General features: G+C 69.2%; 23 protein-coding genes. 9 read left to right on the top strand and 14 right to left on the bottom strand.

From position 1 onward, the window contains the following. Nucleotides 1-1,161 carry a steroid 3-ketoacyl-CoA thiolase gene (locus tag ACYVHG_RS07235; protein WP_461166721.1) on the bottom strand — a complete coding sequence of 387 codons (1,161 nt, stop codon included), beginning with the start codon at nt 1,159-1,161 and terminating at the stop codon, nt 1-3. A 245-nt stretch (nt 1,162-1,406) separates the two neighbouring features. Between ACYVHG_RS07235 and ACYVHG_RS07230 the strand changes: the two genes are divergently transcribed. Beyond that, complete coding sequence (locus ACYVHG_RS07230) at nt 1,407-2,630, top strand: cytochrome P450 (protein ID WP_461166720.1); 1,224 nt, start codon at nt 1,407-1,409, stop codon at nt 2,628-2,630. 116 nt (nt 2,631-2,746) lie between these two features. On the opposite strand, the gene ACYVHG_RS07225 is transcribed toward ACYVHG_RS07230, so the two are convergent. The 3 genes from ACYVHG_RS07225 to ACYVHG_RS07215 are packed head-to-tail and all read right to left on the bottom strand — an operon-like array spanning nt 2,747 to nt 5,972. Next, nucleotides 2,747-3,922, bottom strand: coding sequence for a thiolase domain-containing protein (locus ACYVHG_RS07225; RefSeq protein ID WP_461166719.1), 1,176 nt, complete (start codon nt 3,920-3,922; stop codon nt 2,747-2,749). Continuing rightward, nucleotides 3,919-4,995, bottom strand: coding sequence for a thiolase domain-containing protein (locus tag ACYVHG_RS07220; RefSeq protein WP_461166718.1), 1,077 nt, complete (start codon nt 4,993-4,995; stop codon nt 3,919-3,921). Before ACYVHG_RS07220 ends, ACYVHG_RS07225 begins: the two co-directional genes overlap by 4 nt. After that, a complete protein-coding gene (locus tag ACYVHG_RS07215; RefSeq protein WP_461166717.1) occupies nt 4,995-5,972 on the bottom strand; it encodes a Zn-ribbon domain-containing OB-fold protein in 978 nt (325 codons plus the stop codon). The genes ACYVHG_RS07220 and ACYVHG_RS07215 overlap by 1 nt, the downstream gene beginning before the upstream one ends. Nucleotides 5,973-6,095: 123 nt before the next feature. Here ACYVHG_RS07215 and ACYVHG_RS07210 point away from each other — a divergent pair, with 123 nt between their 5' ends. After that, nucleotides 6,096-7,664, top strand: a complete 1,569-nt coding sequence (locus tag ACYVHG_RS07210) for an AMP-binding protein (protein ID WP_461166716.1) — start codon at nt 6,096-6,098, stop codon at nt 7,662-7,664. A 62-nt stretch (nt 7,665-7,726) separates the two neighbouring features. Here the strand turns inward: ACYVHG_RS07210 and ACYVHG_RS07205 are convergent, their stop codons facing one another. Next, nucleotides 7,727-8,521 (bottom strand): crotonase/enoyl-CoA hydratase family protein, encoded by a 795-nt coding sequence (locus ACYVHG_RS07205; RefSeq protein WP_461166715.1) that lies wholly within the window; start codon nt 8,519-8,521, stop codon nt 7,727-7,729. Between the two features lie 118 nt (nt 8,522-8,639). Here ACYVHG_RS07205 and ACYVHG_RS07200 point away from each other — a divergent pair, with 118 nt between their 5' ends. Together ACYVHG_RS07200 and ACYVHG_RS07195 are read left to right on the top strand one after the other, a co-directional pair. Next, entirely contained in the window at nt 8,640-9,740 is a 1,101-nt protein-coding gene (locus tag ACYVHG_RS07200; protein WP_461166714.1) for an NAD(P)H-dependent flavin oxidoreductase, read from the top strand. Nucleotides 9,741-9,744: 4 nt separating this feature from the next. Then, nucleotides 9,745-10,242 carry a pyridoxamine 5'-phosphate oxidase family protein gene (locus tag ACYVHG_RS07195; RefSeq protein WP_461166713.1) on the top strand — a complete coding sequence of 166 codons (498 nt, stop codon included), beginning with the start codon at nt 9,745-9,747 and terminating at the stop codon, nt 10,240-10,242. Between the two features lie 71 nt (nt 10,243-10,313). Here the strand turns inward: ACYVHG_RS07195 and ACYVHG_RS07190 are convergent, their stop codons facing one another. Continuing rightward, nucleotides 10,314-11,321 carry an LLM class F420-dependent oxidoreductase gene (locus tag ACYVHG_RS07190; RefSeq protein WP_461166948.1) on the bottom strand — a complete coding sequence of 336 codons (1,008 nt, stop codon included), beginning with the start codon at nt 11,319-11,321 and terminating at the stop codon, nt 10,314-10,316. 59 nt (nt 11,322-11,380) lie between these two features. On the opposite strand from ACYVHG_RS07190, the gene ACYVHG_RS07185 reads away from it, so the two are divergent. Further along, nucleotides 11,381-12,961 carry a succinic semialdehyde dehydrogenase gene (locus ACYVHG_RS07185; RefSeq protein ID WP_461166712.1) on the top strand — a complete coding sequence of 527 codons (1,581 nt, stop codon included), beginning with the start codon at nt 11,381-11,383 and terminating at the stop codon, nt 12,959-12,961. A 3-nt stretch (nt 12,962-12,964) separates the two neighbouring features. On the opposite strand, the gene ACYVHG_RS07180 is transcribed toward ACYVHG_RS07185, so the two are convergent. Genes ACYVHG_RS07180 through ACYVHG_RS07165 form a run of 4 tightly spaced genes read right to left on the bottom strand, consistent with a single transcriptional unit; the run spans nt 12,965 to nt 18,427 of the window. Further along, nucleotides 12,965-14,506 (bottom strand): AMP-binding protein, encoded by a 1,542-nt coding sequence (locus ACYVHG_RS07180; protein WP_461166711.1) that lies wholly within the window; start codon nt 14,504-14,506, stop codon nt 12,965-12,967. Between the two features lies 1 nt (nt 14,507). After that, a complete protein-coding gene (locus ACYVHG_RS07175; protein ID WP_461166710.1) occupies nt 14,508-16,151 on the bottom strand; it encodes a GMC family oxidoreductase in 1,644 nt (547 codons plus the stop codon). Further along, nucleotides 16,148-17,227 carry an acyl-CoA dehydrogenase family protein gene (locus ACYVHG_RS07170; RefSeq protein ID WP_461166709.1) on the bottom strand — a complete coding sequence of 360 codons (1,080 nt, stop codon included), beginning with the start codon at nt 17,225-17,227 and terminating at the stop codon, nt 16,148-16,150. The genes ACYVHG_RS07175 and ACYVHG_RS07170 overlap by 4 nt, the downstream gene beginning before the upstream one ends. Nucleotides 17,228-17,245: 18 nt before the next feature. After that, on the bottom strand, nt 17,246-18,427 hold the full coding sequence (locus ACYVHG_RS07165; protein ID WP_461166708.1) for an acyl-CoA dehydrogenase family protein: 1,182 nt from the start codon (nt 18,425-18,427) through the stop codon (nt 17,246-17,248). Between the two features lie 118 nt (nt 18,428-18,545). Here ACYVHG_RS07165 and ACYVHG_RS07160 point away from each other — a divergent pair, with 118 nt between their 5' ends. Together ACYVHG_RS07160 and ACYVHG_RS07155 are read left to right on the top strand one after the other, a co-directional pair. Then, complete coding sequence (locus ACYVHG_RS07160; RefSeq protein WP_461166707.1) at nt 18,546-19,433, top strand: 3-oxoacyl-ACP reductase; 888 nt, start codon at nt 18,546-18,548, stop codon at nt 19,431-19,433. Between the two features lie 20 nt (nt 19,434-19,453). Next, on the top strand, nt 19,454-20,215 hold the full coding sequence (locus tag ACYVHG_RS07155) for a glucose 1-dehydrogenase (RefSeq protein WP_461166706.1): 762 nt from the start codon (nt 19,454-19,456) through the stop codon (nt 20,213-20,215). Between the two features lie 6 nt (nt 20,216-20,221). On the opposite strand, the gene ACYVHG_RS07150 is transcribed toward ACYVHG_RS07155, so the two are convergent. After that, nucleotides 20,222-20,995, bottom strand: coding sequence for an IclR family transcriptional regulator (locus ACYVHG_RS07150; protein ID WP_461166705.1), 774 nt, complete (start codon nt 20,993-20,995; stop codon nt 20,222-20,224). A gap of 40 nt (nt 20,996-21,035) precedes the next feature. On the opposite strand from ACYVHG_RS07150, the gene ACYVHG_RS07145 reads away from it, so the two are divergent. Both ACYVHG_RS07145 and dmpG read left to right on the top strand, forming a co-directional pair. Then, nucleotides 21,036-21,944, top strand: coding sequence for an acetaldehyde dehydrogenase (acetylating) (locus tag ACYVHG_RS07145; protein WP_461166704.1), 909 nt, complete (start codon nt 21,036-21,038; stop codon nt 21,942-21,944). After that, nucleotides 21,941-22,987, top strand: coding sequence for a 4-hydroxy-2-oxovalerate aldolase (gene dmpG, locus ACYVHG_RS07140; RefSeq protein ID WP_461166703.1), 1,047 nt, complete (start codon nt 21,941-21,943; stop codon nt 22,985-22,987). The genes ACYVHG_RS07145 and dmpG overlap by 4 nt, the downstream gene beginning before the upstream one ends. 50 nt (nt 22,988-23,037) lie before the next feature. On the opposite strand, the gene ACYVHG_RS07135 is transcribed toward dmpG, so the two are convergent. From ACYVHG_RS07135 to ACYVHG_RS07125, 3 genes are read right to left on the bottom strand one after another with little or no spacing between them, the layout of a single operon-like run. Continuing rightward, entirely contained in the window at nt 23,038-23,226 is a 189-nt protein-coding gene (locus tag ACYVHG_RS07135; protein ID WP_461166702.1) for a ferredoxin, read from the bottom strand. Between the two features lie 20 nt (nt 23,227-23,246). Continuing rightward, nucleotides 23,247-24,032, bottom strand: a complete 786-nt coding sequence (locus ACYVHG_RS07130; RefSeq protein ID WP_461166701.1) for a 2-keto-4-pentenoate hydratase — start codon at nt 24,030-24,032, stop codon at nt 23,247-23,249. Between the two features lie 59 nt (nt 24,033-24,091). Beyond that, a complete protein-coding gene (locus ACYVHG_RS07125; RefSeq protein ID WP_461166700.1) occupies nt 24,092-26,182 on the bottom strand; it encodes an acyl-CoA dehydrogenase family protein in 2,091 nt (696 codons plus the stop codon). Between the last annotated feature and the right edge of the window lies 1 nt (nt 26,183).

Raw genomic sequence — 26,183 nt, 5'->3', positions numbered from 1 at the left:
TCAGATCCGTTCAATGATCGTGCCGGTAGCCATCGCGCCCCCGCAGCACATCGCGATCAGGGCGGTGGAGGCGTCGCGGCGCTCGAGTTCGTGCAGCGCGGTGGTGATCAGGCGTGCACCCGTGGAACCGACCGGGTGGCCCAGGGCGATCGCGCCGCCGTTGACGTTCACCTTCGTCGGGTCGGCCCCGGTCACCTGCTGCCAGGACATCACGACCGAGGCGAAGGCTTCGTTGACCTCGAACAGGTCGATGTCGCGCAGGGCGCGGCCGGATCGCTCGAGGACTCGTTCGGTGGCGCGGATCGGACCGTCGAGGTGGTAGTACGGCTCGCCGCCGACCAATGCCTGGGAGACGATCCGGGCACGGGGCCTGAGCCCGAGCGCCTCGGCACGATCGGAGTCCATCAGCATCACCGCGGCGGCACCGTCGGAAACCTGCGACGAGGTTCCAGCGGTGTGCCGACCGTCGTCGAGCATGGGGCGCAGCCTTCCCAAACCCTCGAGGGTGCTCTCCCGGGGCCCCTGATCGCGGGAGACCTCGATGGTCTCGCCGGTGGGGGCGCCGTCGGCCATGGCGGGTGCCTTCAACGGCGCGATCTCACGGTCGAAACGACCCTCCGCCCACGCCTGTAGGGCCTTGTTCTGCGATTCGAGACCGAAGGTGTCGATCTGCTCGCGGGTCAGGCCCCGGCGTTCGGCGATCCGCTCCGCGGCGAGGAACTGGTTCGGCATGTCGATGGTCCACGACGGCGGCCGGGAGTTGCCGAGTCCCTCGGGGCGGTTGGCGCCCAGCGGTATCCGGCTCATCGATTCGACACCGCAGGACATGCCGATCGAGATGGTATCGGTGGCGATCAGTCCCGCGATCAGTCCGGTGGCCTGTTGCGCGGAGCCGCACTGCGCGTCGATGGTGGTGGCGCCGGTGGTGTCCGGCAGGCCCGCGCCCAGCCATGCCGTGCGGGTGATGTTGCCGGCCTGCTCGCCGGCCTGAGTGACGTTGCCGCCGATGATCTGCTCGACCTGAGCGGCGTCGACGCCGGTGCGCTGGAGCAGCGCGCTGACGGTGCCACCGAGGAGTTCGGCGGGGTGCAGGCCACTGAGCCAACCACCGCGTTTGCCGATGGGGCTGCGGACGGCGTCGACGATGACGGGGATTCCCATATCGATCGTTCCTCACATTCTCTGCTCCGCCGGGAGAGGTAGAGCACGTTCTCGATTGTGGCGCCTGATCGGGGGCCTGTCGAGCCCCTGGGGATGGCGCCGGGACCGGATACGTCCCAGATGAACTGCTACTGCGGCAGCGTCCTTCGCAATCTAGCTCACACGCGGACCGTCTGTGTTTCAATGAGTAGAACATGTTTCATCTACGCCCGGTGAGGCCGGGTGCAGGCGCTTGAGGAGGCGGCGTGAGCGTGCACTTCCCCGCAGGGTTCGATTTCACCAGCCCTGACCTGTGGTCGGAACGGCGGCCCGAGGCCGAGTTCGCCGAACTGCGGCGATCGGCTCCGGTCTGGTGGCAGGATATCCCGCCGGGCACCACCGGCTTCGACGACGGCGGTTTCTGGGTCGTCTCCAAGCTCGACGACATCAAGGCCATCTCCCGCAACCCCAAGCAGTTCTCGAACTGGGAGAACGGAGCAGTCGTCCGGTTCGGCCCGGAGATGGAGCGCGAGCAGATCGACGTACAGCGCATGCTCCTGCTGAACATGGATCCGCCCCAGCACACCAAGACGCGGCGCATCATCTCGCGCGGATTCACCCCGAAAGCGGTGCAGTCGCTGCACGACGCGCTGGCCGAGCGCGCTGAGAAGATCGTGCACGAGGCCCGTTCGGCCGGTGGCGGAGACTTCGTCGAGCAGGTCGCCAGTGAGTTGCCGCTGCAGGCCATCGCCGAACTGCTCGGCGTCCCGCAGGAGGACCGCAGGAAGCTCTTCGACTGGTCGAACTCGATGATGGCCTACGACGATCCCGAGTTCGAGGGCAATTACATGACCGCCATGACCGAGTTCGTGGGGTACTCGTGGAACCTCGCCGAGGAGCGTCGCGGCTGTCCGATGGACGACATCGTGACCTCGCTGGTCCAGGCCGATATCGACGGCGAGGCTCTGGGCAGCGACGAGTTCGCGTTCTTCGTGCTGCTGCTGGCCGTCGCCGGCAACGAGACCACCCGCAATGCGATCACCCACGGCATGAAGGCCTTCGTCGATCACCCCGACCAGTGGGAGATCTTCAAGGAGCAGCGTCCCCGGACGGCACCCGATGAGATCGTCCGCTGGGCCACCCCGGTCTCGGCCTTCCAGCGCACCGCCATCGAGGATCTCGAGCTCGGCGGTCAACAGATCAAGAAGGGGCAGCGGGTGGCGCTGTTCTACGCCTCCGCGAACTTCGACGAGGACGTCTTCGACGATCCGTACACCTTCGACATCCTGCGGGACCCGAACCCGCACGTCGGATTCGGTGGCTCGGGCACGCACCACTGTGTGGGCGCGAACCTGGCCCGGCTGGAGATCGACCTGATGTTCAATGCCATCGCCGACGTCATGCCCAACCTACGGGAGCTCGAGCCGCCGCAGCGGCTCCGGTCCGGCTGGCTCAACGGCATCAAGCACTGGAAAGTGGCCTACGAGTAGTCGGTTCGCCGACGACGAGAGCCCCCGGCCTGCCCGGGGGATCTGCTCGTCTCCGGATCGCCGCCCGGACCGCTGATTCGGCGATCACTGATGAGATCGCGACGCGCAGGAACGGTTCACAGAGGCTTCTCGGCGCCGACCAGCCACAGTGAGAAGTACTGCGAGCCACCGCCGTAGGCGTGGCCCAGCGCGGTTCGGGCACCGTCGACCTGGTGATCGCCGGCGCGTCCCATGACCTGTCTGGCGGCCTCGGCGAACCGGATCATGCCGGAAGCCCCGATCGGATTCGAGGACAACACTCCGCCGGAGGGATTCACCGGCAGCGTGCCCCCGATCTCGGTGCCGCCGGATTCGGTGAGCCTCCAACCCTCGCCGGCGGCCACGAAGCCGAGGTTCTCCAGCCACATCGGCTCGAACCACGAGAACGGGACGTAGATCTCGGCGGCGTCGACCTCGCGCAGCGGGTCGGTGATACCGGCATCGCGCCACAGGGCGGCCGCGGCGTCCCGACCGGCCTGCGGGCTGACGTTCTCCCGCCCGGCGTAGGCCAGTGGCTCGGTGCGCATCGCGGTGGCGAGCACCCACCCGACGCGGTTGCCGGTGGCGGCCTCGGACTGCGCTGCGGCGTGCTCGTCACCGAGCACCATCGCGCAGGCCCCGTCGGACGACGGGCAGGTCTCATCGAACCGGATCGGATCCCACAGCATCTGGGAGGCCTGCACGGACTCCAGGGTGATGTCCGGCTGGTGCAGGTGGGCCAGAGGATTCCGGGCGCCGTTGCGACGGTCCTTCACCGCGACCAGTGCACCGATGTGAGCGGGAGCGCCCGACCGACGGATGTACGAACGCACATGCGGGGCGAAGTAACCACCGGCGCCGGCGCCCACCGGGACGGTGAAAGGTACCGGTATCGACAACGCCCACATGGCGTTCGACTCGGACTGCTTCTCCCACGCCACGGTGAGCACCCGCCGGTGAACCCCGGCTTTGACCAGGCCCGCTGCGACCGCGGCGGTCGAACCGCCCACCGAGCCGGCGGTGTGCACACGCAACAGGGGCTTGCCGACGGCGCCCAGCGCATCGGCGAGGAACAACTCGGGCATCATCACGCCCTCGAACATGTCGGGTGCCTTGCCGATCACCACTGCGTCGATCTCCGTCATCGACACGGCGGCGTCGATCAGTGCGGCATCGACCGCCTCACGGATCATTCCCGCCATCGAGACGTCGGTGCGCTTGGCGCGGTGGTGCGTCTGGCCGGTTCCCAGAACGGCGGTGGGCTGCGGGCTCACGAGGCCTCCATCACGGCGATCAGGTTCTGTTGCAGAGCATGTCCACTGGTGGCGTGCGCGAGGACCCGGTCCGCCTCCTTGTTCCACACCGCGCGGGCCGCCTCGCCGATACGGGCCAGGCCCGCGGAGAACATCGGATTGCCCACCAGTGCGCCGCCCGACGGGTTGATCCGTACCGACTCGTCGAGCCCGATCGCTGTGCGCAGAATCAGCTCCTGGTGCGTGAACGGGGCGTGCAGCTCGGCGATCCGCACCCCGTCCGTGCCCGCGGCGCGGGCGGCCGCCTGGGCCGACGGTGACAGGGTGAGATCGCGCGAGCCGAGCGCAGGTGAGTCGATCCGATGTTCCAACCCGGTGATGAACGCCGGGATCTCGCGGAGCTCACGAGCGCGATCGGCGGAGGCCAGCACCACCACCGCGGCACCGTCGGTGACCGGGGCGATGTCGTGCCGGCGCAGCGGATCCGCCCACATCGGCTCGGCCAGGAGGGATTGCACGTCAACGGTGCGCGAGAACTGCGCCGTCGGATTGTCTGCCGCATCGGAGAGGCTGCGCGCCGCGACCTGCGCCATATCGGCCTGTGACCACGCACCGCTGTCGAGGCCGGCCCGGGCCTGCAGAGCCGCGACCGACACCGAATCCGGCCACAGCGGGGCGACGGTGTACGGGTCCAGTTGCATCGTCAAGGTGCGGCGCAGCGTGCCCGCCGACGATTTCCCGAAGCCGTACACGAGCGCGGTATCGACCTCGCCGGTGCGGATCTTCACCCACGCCTCGTACAACGCCCATGCGGCGTCCATCTCCACGTGCGACTCGTTGATCGGTGGTACCGCGCCGATCGAGTCGATCGCCGCGATGAACGAGAACGCCCGCCCGGCGAGATAGTCCGATGATCCCGAACACCAGAAACCGATGTCCGACTTCGTCAATCCGGTTTGGGCGAAGACCTCGGCGAACAGCGGGATCAGCAGCTCCACACCGTTGGTGGTGGTCTCGGCGCTGCGCAGTGACGGGGTCGCCGCGTAGCCGACGACGGCGACGGAGCCGTCGGGATCGGTGCAGGAACGTGCCATCACAGGTGCCTCTCGTAATCGGAGTACGGGGCGTCGGGCTCACCGGTCGGCTCGAAGTGCGAGATGTTGCCGGGACTCTCGCTCCATTCCGCACGTGGTCTCCAGGACGCCCGGACCCGCATACCCATGCGCACCTCGGACGGCTCGCAGCCGAGTACCAGGTGGAGGAAGGGGATGTCGGCACCGTCGATCAGGACGTACGCGGCCACGTACGGCGGGGTGATCCGCTGGCCCAGGAACGGAACGTTGACCACGCAGAAGGTGGTCACCACACCGGTGTCCGGCAGATCCACCTCCTCAGTGGTGGGGATGCCGTCGATCGGGCAGGCGTTGCGCGGAGGTACGTAGACGTTCCCGCAGGTGCTGCACCGCTGCCCGAGGAGCCGGCCCTGCGCCAGGGCACGCAGGTACCGGGTCTCCGGCTCGGAGGCCGAGTGCTGCAGGCTCAGCGAGACCGGGGTGGTCAGCATCGTCACCGGATCCGCCGTTGGCGCCGGCTCCGGCGGGGGCTCGGAGGGGGTGTTCGCACCTTCGCCGGGAACGAATGCCTCGATGTCTCCGATCGCTCCGCGGGTCTCGGCGGCCCACCGCGCGTGCACCCGCATCCCGGTCGCCATCTGCTCGGGACCGGAGACGTCGACGGCGTGCAGGAGGGCGGTGTCGGCACCGTCGAGCGTGATCAGGGCGTAGGCGAAGGGGCGGTCGAAGGGTTGTCCGTCCACCGGGTGCTGGTTCCATGACCAGGTGGTCACCGTGCCGGTGTCGGCGACGGGGACGATCTCCGTGAGCGCGGCGGTGGTGTCCGGATCGAACTCCAGCGGGGGTACATGCACCCGTCCGGCGCTGTCGCGGCTACCGACGACACGGCGCTCGCGCAGTCCGGTCATGAACGCGCCGAGCACCGGCCCGAGAGAACGGGTGTAGTCGAAGGACAGATTCAGCGGGGCCGAGAGGGTCTGCGGTTCTGCGCTCACCATTCGAGTGAAACATGTTCTAACTTTTTGCCGCAAGACTATCCCGGAAAGGGCGGATCCACCTACCGTGGTCAGGAGTCCGAGCCCGTCCGAGACGGGTGCCCCGCTCCGACGACGAGGTGTTCCATGGCCGACGACCTACACCGCGAGCCGCTCCCGGGTGACATCCTGCTCGGCTCGCTCGCCACGTACCCGGACCGTGTGGCGGTGCATGTCAACGGGCCCGACGGTGACCGCACCCTCACCTACGCGCAGGTGCGCGACGAGGTCAGCAGGTATGCGCAGGCCTACGCCCACTTCGGAATCGGCGCCGGCAGCAAGCTCGCCGTGCTTTCCGGCAACCGCTACGAGGTGCTGATCGCACAGTCGACGAACCTCATCACCGGTGCTCGGTTCGCCGCACTGCATCCGATGGGCTCTCTGGACGATCACGCGTACGTCCTCGCCGACGCCGGTGTCGAGACGCTGATCTACGACCCGACGCTGTACCAGCAGCGCGCCGCGGACCTGCGAGACCGCGTTCCGGGCCTGAAGAACCTGCTCTCCCTGGGGCCCACCGACGTCGGGACCGATCTCACCGCGGTCGCGGGCGGTTTCGCGCCCGCACCGCTGAGCGCCCACACCGCCGATCCGTCGTCGACCGCGAGCCTCGCGTACACCGGAGGGACCACGGGTAAGAGCAAGGGGGTGATGCTCAGTTACTCCGGAGGCGCTGCGCTCCTGCGTATCCAGCGGACCGAATGGGAATGGCCGCAGGACATCCGGTTCCTGGTCTGCGCCCCACTCAGCCACGCCGGCGGCGCCTTCTGGAATCCGACGGCCATGGCCGGCGGGTCGATGGTGGTGCTGCCCCGGTTCGAGCCGGAGGCGGTGCTCGCGGCGATCGAGAAGTACCGGATCACCGCGACCATGTTGGTGCCGACCATGATCTACGCGCTGCTCGATCATCCGCGCTTCGACCACTACGACCTCTCCAGCTTGGAGACGGTGTTCTACGGCGCTTCCTCGATCTCACCGACCCGCCTCGCCGAGGCGATCGAACGGATCGGGCCCAAGTTCTTCCAGTTCTACGGTCAGGCGGAGTGTCCGATGACCATCTCGGTGCTCCGCCGCGACGAACACGACCCGGCGAATGCCCATCGTCTCGCCAGTTGCGGCAGGCCGGTGCCGTGGGTGCGGGTCGCCCTGCTCGACGATGCCGGACGCCCCGTCGAACCCGGCGAGCCCGGGGAGATCTGCGTGCGCGGCCCCCTGGTCATGCAGGGCTACCTCAACAAGCCGGAGCAGACCGCTGAGGCCACCGAGCACGGCTGGCTGCACACCGGAGACATCGGTCGATTCGACGACGAGGGCTTCCTCTACATCGTGGACCGGAAGAAGGACATGGTGGTCAGCGGTGGTTTCAACGTCTTCCCCCGTGAGGTGGAGGATGTGATCTCCACGCACCCGTCCGTGGCCGCCGTCGCCGTGATCGGAGTGCCCGATGACAAGTGGGGCGAGGCCGTCAAAGCGGTGGTCGTTCCGCGAGCGGGTGCGGACGTCGATGTCGATGAGCTGCGCGAGCTGGTACGCGAGTGTAAGGGCGCCGTCCACACGCCGAAGACCGTCGACCTGGTGGAATCGATCCCGGTCAGCCCGCTCGGCAAACCCGACAAGAAGGCGCTGCGGGCCCGCTACGCCCCGCCCCGCAATTGAACACTGTTACGGCCGCCGAAACCGCAGGTCGCGCCGGACAGTAACAGTGTTCAATTGGGGAGTCAGCGGCCTTCGAAGACGGGGGTGCGCTTCTCGGTGAAGGCGCGGGGCCCCTCTTTGGCGTCGTGGGAGCCGAACACGGGCAGGCCGTTCTGGGCGTCGATCGTGAAGGCGTCGTCTTCGCTCATGCCTTCAGTGGCGCGCATGGTGCGCAGGACGGCCTGAACCGCGAGGGGACCGTTCGCGTTGATCGACTCGGCCAGCTCCATCGCCTTGTTCAGTGCGGTGCCGTCCGGGACCAGGTGGCCGATCAGGCCGTACTCCTTGGCCTCCGCCGCAGTGATGTGCCGGCCGGTGAGCAGCAGATCCGCCGCGACCGTATACGGAATCTGTCGCGGCAACCGCACCGCGGAACCGCCCATCGGATACAGGCTCCATCTCGCCTCGGAGACACCGAACGTCGCGCTCTGCGCCGCGACCCGGATATCGGTGCCCGCCAACAGTTCCGTACCCCCGGCGATCGCGGCACCCTCGACCGCGGCGATCAGCGGTTTACTCGGACGACGGCCCTTGATCAGTCCGGGGATGCGCGCGGGATCCCACCCGCCGCCGGACATCGCGGCACCCGGATCCGACGACGCCATGTTCTTCAGATCCGCTCCGGCGCAGAACGCACCACCGGCACCGGTGAGCACCGCGCTGCGGATCTGCGGGTCCTCATCGATCCGGTCCCAGGCGTCGGCGAGGATCTGCAGCATCTCGCCGGTGAGGGCGTTCTTGCGTTCCGGCCGGTTCATGGTGATCACCAGCGTGTGACCGCGCAGCTCGACGAGGGCGTGCGGGGCGTCTGCGGTCATGGCCAGCTCCTGAGTCCGGGGGGTGCGCGGCAGAAGAAACGGCCCGGCAATTCCGGGAATCCGCTTCCCCGGACAGTAACAGGTTCTAGTTTGTGGGGAAGTTCTTCAGGAGGACCCCATGCGCACACCTCTGTGCGAGGACCTGGGTATCGACTACCCGGTCATCGCCTTCACACCGTCCGAGCACGTCGCCGCAGCGGTCTCCCGAGCCGGTGGACTCGGCGTCCTCGGCTGCGTCCGGTTCAACGATCCGGACGAACTGGACGCCGTCCTCGACTGGATGGATGCCAACACCGGCGGCCGACCCTACGGCGTCGACGTGGTGATGCCGAACAAGGTGCCCACCGAGGGCAGCGCGGGCGATCTGGCCGAGCTGATCCCGCCCGAGCACCGCGCCTTCGTCGAACGGACGCTCCGCGAGCTCAACGTCCCGGAACTACCCGACGACGACGGATCCGGCGTCCTCGGCTGGCTCCACTCGGTGGCCCGCTCACACGTGGACGTCGCCTTGCGGCACCCGATCGCGCTGATCGCCAATGCACTCGGATCACCTCCGGCGGAGGTGATCGCCGCAGCACACGAGCGCGGGGTGAAGATCGCCGCACTCGCCGGCCGTGCCCGCCACGCCCTGGCGCACGTGGCCGGCGGTGTCGACATCGTGATCGCTCAGGGCTACGAAGCGGGCGGGCACACCGGCGAGATCGGCTCGATGGTGCTGCTGCCGGAGATCGTCGACGCCGTCGGTGACGCGGCCACCGTGGTGGCCGCGGGCGGGATCGGATCGGGACGGCAGATCGCGGCGGCCGTGGCCCTCGGGGCCGACGGTGTCTGGATGGGTTCGTACTGGCTGACCACCACCGAATACCTGGAGACCATGAGCGGCTCGCGCACCATGCAGGAGGCGCTGGTCGCAGCCTCCTCCGCCGACACGGTGCGCACCCGGATCTTCTCCGGCAAACCCGCACGCCTGCTCCGGTCCCGTTGGACGCAGGCCTGGGAGCAGCCCGGGGCACCCTCGGCGCTACCGATGCCGCTGCAGAACCTGTTGGTGGGGCAGGCGCACCGGCGGATCAGCGCCTCGGGTGATCCGTCCGTCGTGGCCATGCCGGTCGGTCAGATCGTGGGCCGGATGAACGCCGTACGCCCGGTCGCCGAGATCATGGCGGAGCTGGTCGGCGAGTTCGACGATGCCGCTGCCCGCGTCAACCTGGCACGCTGATCCCATGGGAGCGAACCAGCGGGGCCAGATCCAGATGACCGACACCGAGATCGGCGACTTCCTCCAGCGCAGCCGGACGGCGACCATCGCCACCGTCGGATCCACCGGGATCCCGCACCTGGTGGCCATGTGGTACGCCGTGATCGACGGTGACCTGTGGATCGAGACGAAGGCGAAGTCCCAGAAGGTGGTGAACCTGCGCCGCAATCCGGTGATGAGCGCCTCCGTCGAAGCGGGCCGGTCCTACGACCAGTTGCGGGGGGTGACCTTCGAGGGGGTCGCGGAGATCGCCGACGACGAGGCGACCGTGCGCGCGGTCTGCGAGCAGGTCTACCGGCGGTACTTCGGCCCGTACTCCGACGAGGCCCGGCCCGCCGTCGACGCCATGATGAACAAGCGGGTCGCGGTGCGGTTGCGGGCCGAGCGTGTTCGCAGTTGGGACCACCGCAAGCTGGGCATGCCGGCCATGCCGGTCAGTGGCAGCACCGCCGAATACCTCTGACCGGATCGCCGCGACGCCGGTGGCCGATTCCGCGGGGCAACCGTGCCCGTGCGAGGCCGTGACCTGCGGTGTCATCCTCGGACGGCGTCCGCCAGCAGTCGCAGTGTCGGTTCGTCCCGAACGCCGCTGAACAGCACCGTCGTCACCGGGGAGTCCCGCCAGAGCTCGATCCGTTCGGCGATCCGGTGCGCCGGGCCGAGTAGTGAGATCGAATCCACGAGCGCGGCCGGGACCGCGGCGACCGCGCCCGCTCGGTCTCCGGCGATGAACTTCTGCTGCACCGCCACGGCCGCGTCGGCGTAACCGAGTCGCCCGATCAGGTCCAGGTGGAAGTTCGTGGACCGGTGGCCCATACCGCCGATGTAGAAGGCGAGTGGCGCCTTGGCCCGCAGCAGCGCCTCGTCGAGATCATCGGAGACGATCACCGGAACGGTCGCGGCGATCTCGAAGTCCGCCGCACGGCCGGCGAGCGATTCACCGAAGACGGTGTCCACCTGTTGCGGGTCGATGAACAGGGGCAGCCAGCCGTCGGCGATCTCGGCCGCGAGTGCCACGTTCTTCGGCCCTTCCGCACCGAGGAAGACGGGGATCCGGGGCCGCACCGGCAGGGCGATCGATGTGAGTGCCTTCCCCAGGCCCGTGCCGCCCGGCAGCGGCAGGGGGTAGTGCGGGCCGTTGCTGGTCACGGGACGTTCGCGGGCGATCACCTGACGGATGATGTCGACGTACTCGCGGGTGCGGGCCAGCGGCTTGGGGAACGGATCGCCGTACCACCCCTCGGCCACCTGCGGCCCGGACGCACCGAGGCCGAGAACCATCCGGCCTCCGGAGAGGCCGTCGATGGTGAGCGCGTGCATGGCCGTGGCCGCCGGAGTGCGAGCGGGGATCTGCGCCACCGCTGTTCCGAGCCTGATCCGGCTGGTCTGCGAGCCGTACCAGGCCAGTGTCGAGAAGGCGTCCGAGCCGTAGGCCTCGGCGGTGAACAGGTAGTCGTAACCGAGCCGGTCTGCGGCGATCGCCGTGGCGCTGTGGTCCTCCGGCCCGCGGGTCCAGTAGCCGAGGTTGAGTCCGAGTCGCAGATCATTGACCATCACTCAAATCTAGAACAGGTTCTACGAAGATGGGTTAGAGTTCGCCTATGGCTTCGCCGACGCAGACCCGCAACACGCTGCCCGCGCGTGTGACCGACGAGCTGATCTCCCGGCTCACCGCACTGGTGGTCGCGGACGGCTCCCGTGAGCGATTCACCATGACCGAGGTGTTCACCGGCGCCCCGATCGGCAGCCTGCCGCAATCGACCCCGGCCGACGTCGCCGCCGCGTTCGACACCGCGCGCCGGGCCCAGCAGCGGTGGGCTCAGCAGCCGCTGGAGGAACGGCTGGAGGTCTTCCGTCGCCTGCACGAGTTGATCCTGCAGAACAACGAACTGCTGGTGGACCTGATCCAGAGCGGGACCGGCAAGAACCGCCGGATGGCCTTCGAGGAATCCTGCGACGTGCCCATGGTGATCAGCCACTACCTCAAGACCGCACCGCGACTGCTGCGCGCACAGCGACGCGGCGGCCCGATCCCGGTACTGAGCAGCTCCGTCGAACTGCACCGGCCCAAGGGCGTGATCGGTGTGATCGCGCCGTGGAACTTCCCCTTCGCGATGGCCCTCTCGGACGCGATCCCGGCGCTCATCGCGGGCAACGGAGTAGTGCTCAAACCGGACAACAAGACCGCTCTGGCCGCGCTGTACGGCGTCGAACTGCTGCGCCGGGCCGGTGCGCCCGACGGTCTGTTCCAGGTGGTCTGTGGACAGGGGCCGGACGTCGGCCCCACTCTGATCGACGAGTCCGACTTCGTCATGTTCACCGGATCCAGCGCCACCGGCGTCACCGTCGGCGAGCGGGCCGGCCGCAACCTGATCGGCTGCAGCCTCGAACTCGGCGGTAAGAACCCGATGATCGTGCTCGACGATGCCGACCTCGACGAGGCGGTGACCTCGGCGATCTTCGCGGTCTTCGCCAACGCCGGTCAGGCGTGCATGCACATCGAGCGGATGTACGTTCACGAGCGGATCTTCGACGAGTTCTGCCGACGCTTCGTCGCCGCCGCCGGTGCGCTGAAACTCGCCGCGGGTTACGACTACGACTCCGACATGGGATCGCTGGCCTCACCGGAGCAACTGCGCCGGGTCTCCGCACAGGTCGAGGACGCCCGCGTCAAAGGGGCGACGGTGCTCTGCGGTGGGCGCGAACGCACCGACGTCGGCCCGGCCTTCTACGCACCCACGGTGCTCACCGGAGTCACCCCGGAGATGCAGATCGCCACGGTGGAGACCTTCGGGCCCGTCGTCTCGCTGTTCCGCTACCGCACCGAGGACGAGGCCATCGCCCTCGCCAACGACACCCGGTACGGACTCAACGCCAGCGTCTGGGGCAAGGATCTGCGCCGCGCAGCACGGGTGGGTGCCCGGCTGGAAGCCGGCAATGTGAACATCAACGACGGTTTCGCCGCCTCGTTCGCCAGCAAGGGCACCCCGTCCGGCGGGTGGAAGGCCTCCGGTGTGGGTGCACGGCACGGCGACGCGGGCCTGCTCAAGTACACCGACACCACGAACCTGGCCACGCTGAAGAAGCAGGTCTACGGGCTGCGGCCGGGACAGACCTACGGCCAGTACGCCCAGCAGACGGTCCAGGTGCTGCGCTGGATGCGCAAGCTGCGGATCCGCTGAACGTCACCGACGTTCCGGGAGCGGCACCGTGGCCGCGATACCGTCGGCCGCCAGCGCCCGCTTGAGCACCTTGAACGACGGTGTTCGGGGGAGCGCGTCCAGGATGCGCAGCCGGCGCGGGTGCTGCCGCGCGCTCAGATCGGTCTGCGCGGTCAGGAACGCATCGAGATCGCGCACCGACAGTCGGCTGCCCGGCGTCAGCACCACGGCCGCCACAACCTGGTCACCCACTCGATCCGGGAGCGCGTACACCGCGGCCTCCGCGATGTCGGGATGCCGGAGCAGGATCCGCTCGATCGGCGCGGTACCCAGGTTCTCGCCGTCCACCCGCAGCCAGTCGCCGGTGCGGCCGGCGAAGTGCACGAACCCCTCCTGATCGACGTAGGCGAGATCACCGGTGCGGTACACCCCGCCCGCGGACCGCTGGGCGTCGGCGACGGGGTCGTTGTAGTAACCGGAGAAGCCGCCGGTCCCGGCGGTGTTCACCAGTTCTCCGATGGCCTCCTCCGGATTGAGCAGGGCGCCGTCCGAGGCGAGCCGCGCTCGCGGGCACTCGTCGGTGGTGCCGGGGCGCCAGACGGCCACGCCGCCGGGCAGCGGTCCCAGTGCGTCGGCGGGGGTGTCCGGCGTGCGGGCGATCGCCACTCCGTTCTCCGACGATCCGTAACCGTCCTGGACGTGGCAGCCGAAACGCTGGGCGAAGGCGGCGATGTCCTCGGGGCGTCCCTCGTTGCCGTAGAGCACCCGCAGGGGATTGTCGGCGTCATCGGGGTGCGGCGGCGTGGCGAGGACGTAGGCCAGTGGCGTGCCCACGTAGTTGGCGTAGGTGGCCCCGTAGCGTCGCACGTCCGGCAGGAATCCGGTGGCCGAGAAGCGCTCCGCCAGTGCGATACCCGCTCCGGAGGCGACCGCCACCGACCATCCGGCGAGCAGGGCGTTGGAATGGAACAGCGGCATGCTGATGTAGACGGTGTCGTCGCCGGTGATCCCGAACCGCTGCGCGAGCATCAGGCCGGCGCCGCAGAACTTCCCGTGCGTGGCGCGCACCGCCTTCGGCTCGCCGCTGGTGCCCGAGGTGAACACCAGCGCCAGCAGATCGTCGGCGCTGCGCGGCACGGACGACGGTGGCGCACCGTCGTGCTGGGACACCATCCGCCGCCACGGCGCACCGTCGAGGTCGATCACCGGGACCCCTATGCACACCTCCTCCAGCGCCGCGGCGTGATGGCCCGCGGTGAGCACCAGCGCGCAATCGGAGATCGCGATGTCACGGCGCAGGCCCTCGGCGCTGCGGGTCGGATTGAGCCCCACCAGTACCGAACCGGAGAGCGCGGCGGCGCCCAGCAGCAGGGAGAACTCGGGGATGTTGTCGGCGAGCACCCCGAAGTGTGGGGGAGCGCCCTCGGGCAGCAGGTCCGACAGCGCCGACGCGCGCGCCGCCGACGCCGTGACGTGTTCGGCCCAGGTCCAGGTGGCGTCGCCGGATCTCAGGCCCGTGCCGTGGTCCTGCATGCGGGCGAGGAGGAGATCGGCGACGCTGTTCATCTCACGCGCCCAGAAAACGCGCGCACATCTCACCGATCAGGTACGACGGTGCGTTGGTGTTACCGCCCGTGATCGAGGGCATGATCGAGGCATCGGCGACCCGCAGTCCCTCGATGCCGTGCACCTTCAGTTGCGGGTCGACCACGGCCCGCTCGTCCACCCCCATCCGGCAGGTACCGACCGGGTGGTACACCGAGTGCACCCGGTTCGGGAGCTCACGGCGCAGCGCGGTCTCGTCGCGGTACGAGGCACCCGGGGTGAACTCCTCACTGACCTTTCCCCGGACCGACGGATGGTTCATCACCTCGCGGATCATCGAGATGCCCTCCATCAGTACCTCGGTGTCCTGGGGATCGGAGAGGTAGGCGGGATCGATCAGCGGGGAGTCCAGCGGATCGGTCGAGTTCAGCCGCAACTCGCCGCGGCTGCGCGGGTAGATCAGAGTGGGCAGGATGGTCAGGCCCGGCCGCGGATCGACCCGGTGCATGGTGTCGGCGTCCTGATTCGGCACCGGGTAGTTCCACGGCAGGCAGTGGATCTGCAGGTCCGGGACGTCCTTGGCGAAGGAGGTCCGCACGAAACCGACCGCGTCGAAGACCGTGTTCGCCATCCACGTACCGCCGGGCCTGCGGTACTCGTCGGCCAGCCCCTTCGCGAAGTACGCGGGGGTCCCCTTGTTGACGGCGTCCTTCATCAGGAAGGTGGTCGGCACGAACAGGTGATCGTGCAGGTTCTGGCCGACCGGCAGATCGGCCGCGACGTCGATCCCGTGCTCGCGCAGGTGCGCGGCCGGGCCGATGCCGGAGAGCATGAGGATCTGCGGGGTGCCGATCACGCCCGCGCTCACGATCACCTCGCGGTTCGCGCAGATGGTGGTGACACCCGAACCGTCGAGTACCTCCACGCCGACGGCCCGTCCGCCCTCGATCACCACCCGCTTGACGTGGGCGCCCACGTGCACTCGCAGGTTCGGCCGGTCGGCGCGCAGGTATCCCTGTGCGGAGCTGTAGCGGGTGCCACCCCTGGCGCTCTGCTGGAAGACGCTCACCCCCTCCTGGGAGGAGCCGTTGTAGTCGTCGTTGCGTGGCGCGGAGAGCGTCTCGCCGAGTGCCGTCATGTACGACTGCGTGGCGTCGGTGAGGTGCTGTTGCCGGGTGACCTCGATCGGGCCGCCCGAGCCACGGAGGTCGTCGGCGCCGCCCTCCCAGTTCTCCATCCGTTTGAAGGCGGGCAGCACACTCCCGTAATCCCAACCGGTGGCGCCCTCGGCGGCCCAGGAGTCGTAGTTGGCGCGGTTGCCGCGCACGAACAGCATGCCGTTGATCGAGCTGGAGCCGCCGAGGATCTTGCCCCGGGTCATCGGGATCCGGCGGTCGTTGGCGAACTTCTGCGGCACCGAGTACTGCTTCCACGCCACCCGCGCCTTCATCTGCGGGACGGTGTGCACCATGGTGATCATGCCGGGGACCTGCGTCATCCGGGTCTTGTCCGACCTGCCGGCCTCGAGCAGTGCGACGCCGGCGCCGGTATCGGCGAGCCGTCCGGCGACGACCGAACCGGCACTGCCGGAGCCGATCACGATGTAATCGACGGTCTCGTCCCGCGACAGCGGGGAGGTCGTGGTCTGGTACAGCTTGCGGATCATGCGGGGTTCCTTCCGGCGAGCGTCGCGCCCAGGGCGCGCAGCGAAGCAGTGGCGCCGCCGAGGGTGAACTCGGCGCGTTTGGCGGCCACGAAATAGCGGTGGACGGGATGGTCGGTATCGATGCCGACACCGCCGTGCACGTGGACGGCGGTGTGCGCCACCCGGTGCCCGGCTTCGGCGGCCCAGAACGCGGCGGTGGCGATCTCGGCGGATGCGTCCAGGCCCTCCGCTTCCCGCCAGGCCGCCTCCAGGCAGGTCAACCGGACGGCTTCGACATCGATGTAGGCGTCGGCCAGACGCTGCCGGACGGCCTGGAAGGCGCCCAGCGGTTTGCCGAACTGCTCGCGGGTGCGCGCGTAGTCGGCGGTCAGTTCCAGGGCGCGTTCGGTGATCCCGGACTGCAGCGCGCACCAGCCGATGCTCGCCAGTCGCCTCGCCCGTTCGGCGGCCCCGGCACCACTGACCAGCGCATGTGGCGGGAGGGCTGCGTGCGCCTCGACCAGGGCGGCATCGGTGCCGTCGACCACCTGCTGGGCGGTTATCGTCAGGCCCGCGGTGTTCCGGTCGACGGCGAACAGGGCCGGCCCCTGTGAGGTGCTCGCCTCGATCAGCAGGAGATCGGCGAAGGCCGCCGATGGTACGGCGGTCCGGACACCGTCGAGCTGCCACCCGGGACCGGCCTGCCGCGCGGTGAACCCGGTCGCCTCGTCACTGAGGACCACGGTCGCGGTGGCGGTGCCACGGATCAACGGCAGCAACAGTTCTTCGACCTGCGTGGGGCTGCCGTGCTCGGCGAGGATCTCGGCAGCGACCAGGATCGAGTCCAGGTACGGCGCCGGTGCGGTGACGCGGCCGAGTTCGGTGAGCACCGCGCAGTGCCCGAGCAGTCCCAGCCCGCCCCCTCCGACCGAGGCCGGAAGTGCGGCGTCGAGGACGCCGGAGCGCGCCAGCGTGGTCCAGAGCTGTTGATCGAGGCCGGAGTCGGTGGGGTGCGGTGTTCGAGCCGACCACTCCTCGGCGATCTTTCTGGCCAGACCAGCCAGATCGGTCCGGGGCTCGGGAACGGTGAAATCCATGTCTCTCCTTCGCCCGGTTCAGCGGCTGACCGGGAGCCGCAACCCGGCGCCGGCGATCAGGTCGCGTTGGATCTCGTTGGTGCCTCCGCCGAAGGTGAGGATCAGCGAGCTGCGGTGCAGTCGTTCGATCCGTCCGCGCAGTAGCGCGCCCGGTGATCCGGCGCGGACCACCGCGGCGGTGCCCAGGATCTCCATCAGCAGCCGGTAGCCCTCGGTGGCGAACTCGGTGCCGAAGACCTTGGTCGCGGAGGCGTCCGCGGGTCCGAGTTCACTGTGGTCGGCGGCCCAGGCGATCTTCCAGTTGCGCAGCTTCAAGTACTGGGCGTGCGCGTGCACCCGCGCCAGGTGGATCCGCACCCACTGCGCGTCGATCACCCGGGATCCGTCGGCGAGCCGGGTGTTCTGCGCCCACAGCCGCACCTGCCGCTCGGCGTCGAGGAGGGGTGCGGCGGAGGTCAGGGCGACCCGTTCGTGGTTGAGCTGGTTGGTGATCAGTTTCCAGCCGCCGTGCAGATCGCCGACGACGGAGGTCTTCGGTACGCGCACGTCCTGGTAGTAGGTGGCCGAGGTGCCCGGCCCGGCCACGGTATGCACCTTGGTCCAGGAGAAGCCCTCAGCGGTGGTGGGGACCAACAGGATCGAGATTCCCCGGTGCCGCTCGGCCTGTGGGTCGGTGCGGGCGGCGAGCCAGACGTAATCGGCGTACTCGATCAGCGAGGTCCACATCTTCTGGCCGTTGATCACGTAGTCGTCGCCGTCGCTGACGGCCCGGGTCCGCAGGGAGGCGAGGTCGGTACCGGCGTCGGGCTCGGAATAGCCGATGGAGAAGTGCGTGTCGCCGGCAGCGATACCGGGCAGGATCTGTGCCTTCTGCTCCGCCGTGCCGCCGGCCATGATGGCGGGCCCCACCGTGTTGACGGTCAGGAAGGGAACCGGGACACCGGCGATCGCCGCCTCGTCGGTGAAGATCAGTTGGTCGAGAGTGGGACGGGCCTGACCACCGAACTCCTTCGGCCAGCCGATCGCGAGCCATCCGTCCGCGCCGAGAGTGCGGGTGATCTCCCTGTAGACCTCACCGTCGCCGTACTCCCCGCCGGCTCCGGCCAGCGCTTCGCGACGCTCATCAGTCATGAGTTCTGCGAAGTAGCGGCGCAGGGTCGAGCGCAGCTCCTGCTGCTCCGGCGCATAGTCGATCCGCATGGCGCCACTGTAGAACAAGTTCTAGAAAAGCGGAACGGAACTGCGGACTCAGGGGTACTTTCCCTTCCAGTGGACGAGTAGTCCGCGGTGACCGGGTTCTCGATCGAAGGGTGGCGCGATGGCGCAGGACGGTGTGGCGAGTCTCGACGGCAGGGTGGCGATCGTCACCGGCGCCGGAGCCGGACTGGGCCGGGCCGAGGCGCTGGCGCTGGCCCGGGACGGCGCCGCAGTGGTGCTCGGAGACGTCTCACCCGCCGCCGAGGAGGTCGCCGAGCTGATCCGCGCCGACGGAGGCCGTGCCGAACTCGTGCTCGGCGACTCCGGCGACCGGGAGACCGCCGACGCCCTGATGGCGGCGGCGCAGTCCCTGGGCGGCCTGCACGTCGTGGTCAACAACGCCGGATTCTGCCGCGACAAGATGATCTTCTCGATGTCCGACGAGGAGTTCGACTCGGTGGTCCGGGTGCACCTGCGCGGGCACTTCCTGCTCTCCCGCAACGCCTCCGCCTATTGGCGCGGCGCCGCCAAGTCCACCGGTCAGCAAGTGTACGGGCGGGTCGTCAACACCTCGTCCGAGGCCTTCCTTTTCGGCTCGGTCGGGCAGCCCAATTACGCTGCGGCGAAGGCCGGTATCGCGGCTCTGACCATCGCCACCGCCCGCGGGCTCGGCCGGTACGGCGTCCGCGCCAATGCCATCTGCCCACGAGCGCGCACCGCGATGACCGAGGGCGTCTTCGGGGACGCACCGGCCGGCGCCGTCGACCCGCTGTCGGTGGATCACGTGGCCCGGTTCGTGCGGTTCCTCGCCGGTCCCGAGGCGGAGAAGATCAACGGGCAGGTCTTCGTGGTGCACGGCGGCATGGTCGCCCTCATGGCTCCGCCGACCCTCGAGCGTCGTTTCGACGCAGCGGGCGGGCAGTGGGACCAGGAAGGTCTGGCCGCCTCGGTCGGCGGCTACTTCGCGGACCGGGACGACGCGATGTTCGTCGCGCAGCAATTGGAATGACACCGTAGGGAGTTACAGGCATGGCACGACTGCACGGAAAACGGGTACTGGTCACCGGGGCGGCGCGAGGGCAGGGCGCGGCGGTGGCCCGCCGGTTCGTCGCCGAGGGAGCGAAGGTTCTCATCGCCGACGTCCTGGACGAGCAGGGTCGGGCCCTGGCCGACGAACTCGGCGACGCGGCGCGGTACCAGCACCTCGACGTGACCGCGGAGGACGACTGGACCGTCGCGATCGAGCAGATGCAGGAGAGCTTCAGCGGCCTCGACGTGCTGGTCAACAATGCCGGCGTGCTGTTCTTCTCGGCCCTGGAACAGACCTCACTCGCCGACTACGAACGGGTCGTCCGGATCAACCAGTTCGGGTGCTTCCTCGGTATGCGCGCCGCTGTCGAGCCGATGAAGGCCGCAGGCGGCGGATCCATCGTGAACACCTCGTCGATCGAGGGACTCGGCGGAATGCCCTATCTGGCCGCCTACACCGCCAGCAAGTTCGCCATCCGCGGAATGACCAAGTCGGCGGCGATGGAGCTGGGGCAGTACGGAATCCGGGTGAACTCGGTGCACCCCGGCATGATCGACACCGCCATGGTGGCCGAGGCGCTCGGCGGTAACGAGCCGCCCACCGAATGGCTCAAGCAGCGACTGCCGATCGGACGGCAGGGCAGCGCCGACGAGATCGCGTCCATGATCCTGTTCGTGGCCTCCGACGAGAGCAGCTACAGCACCGGAGCGGAGTTCGTGGCCGACGGTGGCGCCACGGCCACCCACGCGCTCAAGCTCTGAACGCGCTCAGGTGGCGGCGTCGAGGTGGCCGGTACCCGCACGGGTGCGGGACAGGCTGAGTGCGGCGGCCCGCACCGCCGGGGCCACCCGCTCGGGCCGTAGGCGATTACTCCACCCGGTCACCGAGACCGCCGCCAACGGCGCACCGTCGGCATCGAGGATCGGGCAGGCCACACACACCGTGCCGTCACCGGACTCCTCCCGTTCGTAGGCCACACCCTCGGTGCGGATCCGCTGGAGCTGGCGCCGAAGTATCGCCGGCGAGGTGATGGTGCGGGCGCTAAGCCGGGGCAGCCCGGCGGCGATCACCGCCTCGACGGCGGCCTCGTCGGCGTGCGCCAGAATCGCCTTCCCGACGCCGGTCGCGTGAGCCGGCATCCGCCCGCCGACCCGGGACGGGAGGTTCGGTGCGTCGGGGCCGGGCAGCACCTCGAAGTAGATCACCTCCGTACCCTCCAATCGCGCAAGGTGGACGGTGTTGCGGGTCGCCGAGCGCAGGTCGGCGAGCAGTGGCCGGGCCGCATCGACCAGATCCTGGTGACCGGTGGCCAACTGCCCGATCTCGAACAGTCGCAGCCCCAATCGCAGACCGGCGCCGGCGCGTTCGAGCAGCCCGGCGGACACCATGTGTCCGGTGAGCCGGTGCACCGTGGACTTGGGCAGTGCGGTGCGCCGCGCGAGCTCGGAGACCCCGAGAGCGCCGTCCGCCGGGCCGAAGGCGGAGAGCAATTCCGTGATGCGGGCAACGGTCACGCCGTCGTTCCGCTGAGCGGGACACATGTGTTGAGTGTCCGGCATCGGCGGCCGCATCGTGGTCGGTATGACGGAGAAGGTGACCGCGGCCATCGTGGGCCCGGGCAACATCGGAACGGATCTGCTGGCGAAACTGCAGCGCAGCGAGCGGATCGAGGTGCGCTACATGGTGGGCGTGGACCCGGAATCGGACGGCCTCAAACGGGCCGCCGCCCAGGGTGTGCAGACCTCCGCCGAGGGAGTGGACTGGCTGCTGGCGCAGCCCCGGCCGCCGCAGATCGTCTTCGAGGCCACCTCGGCGAAGGCGCACCGCGCGAACGCACCCCGCTACGCAGAGGCCGGCATCGTCGCGGTGGACCTCACCCCTGCGGCGATCGGACCACTGGCCTGCCCGGTGGTGAACCTGCAGTCCCAGCTCGACGCCCCCAACGTCAACATGATCACCTGCGGTGGACAGGCCACCATCCCGATCGTGCACGCCGTCAGCCGGGTCACCCCGGTCAGTTACGCCGAGATCGTGGCCTCGGTCTCGTCCCGCTCCGCCGGACCGGGGACCCGTGCCAACATCGACGAGTTCACCGAGACCACCGCCCGCGCCATCGAGGAGGTCGGTGGTGCCGCCCGCGGTAAGGCGATCATCATCATCAACCCGGTCGAGCCGCCGATGATCATGCGCGACACCGTGTTCTGCGCGATCGACCCCGACGCCGACCGGGACGCCGTCACCGCGTCGATCGAGAAGATGGTGGCGGACGTGCAGGTCTACGTGCCGGGCTACACGCTCACCGCGCCGCCGCAGTACGACGAGCCGCGTCCCGGCTGGGAGGGCAAGGCCCGCGTGGCCGTCTTCCTGGAGGTCGCGGGCAACGGTGACTACCTGCCCACCTACGCGGGCAACCTAGACATCATGACGGCGGCCGCAGCACAGGCCGGCGAGCTGCTGGCGCAGCGAATCCTGGATGGAGTGAAGGCATGACCGGTATCAACGGCGATCTGTGGAGCGATCCGAATCGGGACGTGCGCATCGTCGACACCTCCCTGCGCGACGGCAGTCACGCGATGGCGCATCAGTTCACCGAGAAGAACGTGCGCGATACCGTCCGTGCGCTGGACGACGCCGGTGTCTCGCTGATCGAGGTCACCCACGGCGACGGGTTGGGCGGATCCACCTTCAACTACGGCTTCTCCCTGGTCGACGAGCGCAAGCTGATCGCCGCCGCCGTGGACGAGGCGCAACAGGCGAAGATCGCGGTGCTGATGCTCCCCGGTCTCGGCACCGTCGAGGACATCCGGGTGGCGGCCGATCTCGGCGCCGGTGTGCTGCGCATCGCCACCCACTGCACCGAGGCCGACGTGTCCATCCAGCACTTCGGCGCGGCCCGCGAGTTGGGCCTGGAGACCGTGGGTTTCCTCATGCTCTCGCACATGTCCACTCCGCAGGCGCTGGCGAAGCAGGCGCGGATCATGGCCGATGCCGGCTGCCAGTGCGTGTACGTGGTGGACTCGGCCGGTGCGCTGATCCTGGAGGACGCCGGCGAGCGGGTCGAAGCGCTGGTGGCCGAACTGGGGGAGGACGCGCAGGTGGGCTACCACGGGCACCAGAACCTCAGCTTCGGCGTGGCCAACTCGGTGCTGGCGTACCGCGCCGGTGCGCGGCAGATCGACGGCTCGTTGCTGGCGCTCGGCGCCGGTGCCGGCAATTCGCCGACCGAGATCCTGGCGGCGACCTTCGAGCGCCTGGGCGTGCGCACCGGTACCGACAAGGACGCGTTGATGGCCGCGGCCGAGGACGTGGTCAAGCCGTACACCACCCGCCTGCCGGTGATGGACCGCAGCTCGATCGTGCAGGGCTACGCGGGTGTGTACTCCAGCTTTCTGCTACACGCCGAACGCGCGGCCCAGCGGTACGGGGTCGCCGCGCACGAGATCCTCTACGAGTGCGGTCGCCGAGGTTACGTCGGCGGCCAGGAGGACATGATCATCGCGATCGCCGTCGAGATGGCTGCCGAGAAGGCCTGATCGACGACCGGTGCACCCCGCCTCGCCGGCGGTGGGGTGCACCGGTGCGTTCAGTCCTCGATGCGGATGGCCTGGGTGGGGCACTGGCTGACCGCGTACTCGATGTCCTCGCGGTCGGCGTCGGTGAGCCCTTCCGAACTCGCCTCGGCGAAGCCTTCGTCGTTGACCTCGAAGACATCGGGGCGGATGCCCTCGCAGACGCCGAAACCGGTGCAGGCGTCGCCGATGATGATCTTCATGTCGTATCTCCGTTCGGTGATCAGGGGGCGAGGACGGCGGTGACCGACCCGAGCGGACCCATGTCCGCGACGATGGTGTCGCCGGCGCGCACCGGTTCGGCTCGGGTCATGGATCCCGGTAGCACCACGTGGCCGGGTTCGAGCGAGGTGCCGAGCGGACCGACGGTGTTCGCCAGCCACACCAGGGCGTTGATCGGGGAGCCGAGAACCGCGCCGCCGGCGCCGGTTCCCACCTGCTCGCCGCTGATCCGGAAGGTGCAGCCCACCGTGCGCAGGTCGAGGGCGTCGATCCGGGTGGGCCGGCTGCCCAGCACGACTCCGCCGGAGGAGGCGTTGTCGGCGACGGTGTCCACGATGGAGATGTTCCAGTCGCGGATCCGGGAATCGACCACCTCGAGTGCGGGAACCACGTAATCGACGGCCCGGATGGCCTCCGCCACGGTGACACCGGGACCGCGCAGTTCGCGACCGAGGATGAAGGCGATCTCGGGCTCGATCCGCGGCTGCATCCAGGAGGAGGAGTCGATCGGCAGGTGTTCGAGGTGGAACATCGACGCGGTCAGGTGTCCGAAGTCGGGCTCGAAGACGTTCATCTGCCGCTGCATGGCCAACGACGCCAACCCCACCTTGTGGCCCTTGACCAGGTCACCGTCGGACTCCCAGCGACGCACCTGCTGCTGCTGGATCCGGTAGGCGTCGGTGATCGTGGCGTCAGGGAACATGCCGATGATCGGATCGATCGGGGTGCCACTGGCGTACGCACCGAGCAGCGCGTCCGCGGCGGCGGAGACAGCGGATTCGTCCATGCCGCCAATGGTAGAACAGGTTCCACTTCCGCGAGGCGGATCCTGCCGCTCCGTCCGCGTCAGGATCGGGGCAACCCCAACAGGTGCTCGGCGGCCACATTGCGCAGGATCTGCGAGGTGCCGCCGGCGATCGACAGGCAGCGGGACAGGAGGAACTCGTACCGGTCATCGGCCGGGTCCTCCGGTGCGGCGAGGGCACCGTCGGGACCCAGGCGCCGCAGGCAGGCCTCCGCGACCGCCTGACGGTGCTGCACCCCCACCAGTTTGCGCACGCTCGACGCCGGACCGGGGTCCTGCCCACCGACACTGGCGATCACCGCGCGCAGATCCAGCAGTGAACACGATGCGGCCTCGGTGATCAGCGCACCGAGCAGGTCGGGGTCGGGCGCCGGTCCGGGATCGGTCAGCAGCGACTCCAATCGCGCGCCCAGCCCGGATCCGCTCATCGCGACCCGCTCGTTGGCGAGTGTGGTGCGGGCCAGACGCCAGCCGCCGCCCAACTCCCCGACCACGCAGTCGTCGGGGACGAAGACGTCGGCCAGGAAGACCTCGTTGAACCGCACATCGCCGGTGATCTCCCGCAGTGGACGCACATCGAGACCGTCCGAGCGCATGTCCACCAGGAAGTAGGTGATCCCCTTGTGCTTCGGGGCGTCCGGATCGGTCCGGGCCAGACAGATCGCCCAATCGGCCCGATGCGCCAGCGAGGTCCACACCTTCTGACCGGTGAGTGACCAACCGCCCTCGACCCGAACCGCCCTGGTGCGCAACGACGCCAGATCCGAACCCGCCTCCGGCTCACTGAACAACTGGCACCACGTGATCTCCCCACGCAAGGTGGGCCAGACGAATCGTTCCGCCTGCTCGGCGGTGCCGTGCTCGACGATGGTCGGCGCCGCCCACGCCCCGATCACCAGCGACGGCCGCTCGACTCCCGCGGCCTCCAGGGCGGTGTCAAGAACCAATTGCTCAGCCGGTCCCGCACCCCGGCCGTAGGGCGGATTCCAGTGCGGCACCAGCAGGCCCGACTCAGCGAGCGCGTTCCGGCGCTGCTCCTCCGGAAGCGCGGCGATGGCCTGCGCCTCGGCGGCCGCGGCGCTGTGGTCACCGTCGACCCGGTAGTCCAGGCTGCGCCGGACCCCGGAACGGGCCAACTCCGTGACCCGGGCACGCCAGGGCGGGGTGTCGCCGAGCAACTGCCGCAACGCGACGGCGCGACGCAGGTACATATGCGCATCGTGCTCGAAGGTGAAACCGATCCCGCCGAGCACCTGGATGGCGTCCTTGGCGTTGTCGACGGCCGCGTCGAGGGCACCGGCTGCGGCGGCAGCGGCCGCCAGGTGATGCTCCGGGCCGCTGCCGAGCGAGCGTGCCGCGTCCCAGGCCAGCGCCGCGGACTGCTCCGCGCGGCAGAGCATCTCGGCGGCGATCTGCTTGATCGCCTGGAAGGAGCCGATGGGCTTGCCGAACTGCACCCGGATCTTCGCGTACTCGGCGGCGGTCGCCAGTGCCCACCCCGCGATCCCCGCCGCCTCCGCCGCGGCGAAGGTCGCCAGTGCCGCGCCGGCGTCCTCGGCGGTCAGGCCGGTCACGACGGTGTCCGCGCCGAATTCCGGATCGGTGAGTCGGACGCGGGCCAGTGGGCGGGTCGGGTCCAGGGCCTCCACCGGTTCGACCCGCACCCCGGGATGACCCGGTGGAAGCAGATGCCAGCTGCCGGAGGCCGATTCCGCCAACAGATGCGAATCCGGGGTGGCATCGGGGACCAGTGAACCGTCGCCGCCGATCACGATGGCCGCGCACGCCTCGCCCGCGGCGATCGCCGCGCGCTCCGGGGCCAGCCGGTCCGACTCGCCGAGCAGGCTCTCCAACAGGGCCGCCACTGCGACGGTGCCCGAGACCGGTCCGGGGACCAGCACCGAGGTCGCGGCCTCGACCGCAGCCGCGGCGTCGTCGGCGCCGCCCCCCATTCCCCCGTGCGCCTCGCTCAGGGTGATCCCGAAGACGCCGATGTCGGCCAGCCCGCGCCACATCTTCTCCGCAGCACCGGCATCGCCGCTGCGGACCGCGTCGACAGGACGCGCACGCTCGGCCCACCCACGGATCGTCTCCGCGAGCGTGAGCTGGACATTGGTCAGGGCGAGGGGCACG

Source organism: Tsukamurella serpentis, from assembly GCF_054780975.1.
The sequence above is the reverse complement of the archived record's forward strand: the minus strand, read 5'-3'. Positions and strand labels throughout refer to the sequence as shown.

Excerpts from the sequence above, each read along its gene's own strand:
- ACYVHG_RS07235 (WP_461166721.1), bottom strand. The coding sequence starts at position 1,161 with ATGGGAATCCCCGTCATCGTCGACGCCGTCCGCAGCCCCATCGGCAAA.
- ACYVHG_RS07220 (WP_461166718.1), bottom strand. The coding sequence starts at position 4,995 with ATGGCACGTTCCTGCACCGATCCCGACGGCTCCGTCGCCGTCGTCGGC.
- ACYVHG_RS07215 (WP_461166717.1), bottom strand. The coding sequence starts at position 5,972 with ATGGTGAGCGCAGAACCGCAGACCCTCTCGGCCCCGCTGAATCTGTCC.
- ACYVHG_RS07210 (WP_461166716.1), top strand. The coding sequence starts at position 6,096 with ATGGCCGACGACCTACACCGCGAGCCGCTCCCGGGTGACATCCTGCTC.
- ACYVHG_RS07205 (WP_461166715.1), bottom strand. The coding sequence starts at position 8,521 with ATGACCGCAGACGCCCCGCACGCCCTCGTCGAGCTGCGCGGTCACACG.
- ACYVHG_RS07200 (WP_461166714.1), top strand. The coding sequence starts at position 8,640 with ATGCGCACACCTCTGTGCGAGGACCTGGGTATCGACTACCCGGTCATC.
- ACYVHG_RS07195 (WP_461166713.1), top strand. The coding sequence starts at position 9,745 with ATGGGAGCGAACCAGCGGGGCCAGATCCAGATGACCGACACCGAGATC.
- ACYVHG_RS07185 (WP_461166712.1), top strand. The coding sequence starts at position 11,381 with ATGGCTTCGCCGACGCAGACCCGCAACACGCTGCCCGCGCGTGTGACC.
- ACYVHG_RS07180 (WP_461166711.1), bottom strand. The coding sequence starts at position 14,506 with ATGAACAGCGTCGCCGATCTCCTCCTCGCCCGCATGCAGGACCACGGC.
- ACYVHG_RS07175 (WP_461166710.1), bottom strand. The coding sequence starts at position 16,151 with ATGATCCGCAAGCTGTACCAGACCACGACCTCCCCGCTGTCGCGGGAC.
- ACYVHG_RS07170 (WP_461166709.1), bottom strand. The coding sequence starts at position 17,227 with ATGGATTTCACCGTTCCCGAGCCCCGGACCGATCTGGCTGGTCTGGCC.
- ACYVHG_RS07165 (WP_461166708.1), bottom strand. The coding sequence starts at position 18,427 with ATGCGGATCGACTATGCGCCGGAGCAGCAGGAGCTGCGCTCGACCCTG.
- ACYVHG_RS07160 (WP_461166707.1), top strand. The coding sequence starts at position 18,546 with ATGGCGCAGGACGGTGTGGCGAGTCTCGACGGCAGGGTGGCGATCGTC.
- ACYVHG_RS07155 (WP_461166706.1), top strand. The coding sequence starts at position 19,454 with ATGGCACGACTGCACGGAAAACGGGTACTGGTCACCGGGGCGGCGCGA.
- ACYVHG_RS07150 (WP_461166705.1), bottom strand. The coding sequence starts at position 20,995 with ATGTGTCCCGCTCAGCGGAACGACGGCGTGACCGTTGCCCGCATCACG.
- ACYVHG_RS07145 (WP_461166704.1), top strand. The coding sequence starts at position 21,036 with ATGACGGAGAAGGTGACCGCGGCCATCGTGGGCCCGGGCAACATCGGA.
- dmpG (WP_461166703.1), top strand. The coding sequence starts at position 21,941 with ATGACCGGTATCAACGGCGATCTGTGGAGCGATCCGAATCGGGACGTG.
- ACYVHG_RS07135 (WP_461166702.1), bottom strand. The coding sequence starts at position 23,226 with ATGAAGATCATCATCGGCGACGCCTGCACCGGTTTCGGCGTCTGCGAG.
- ACYVHG_RS07130 (WP_461166701.1), bottom strand. The coding sequence starts at position 24,032 with ATGGACGAATCCGCTGTCTCCGCCGCCGCGGACGCGCTGCTCGGTGCG.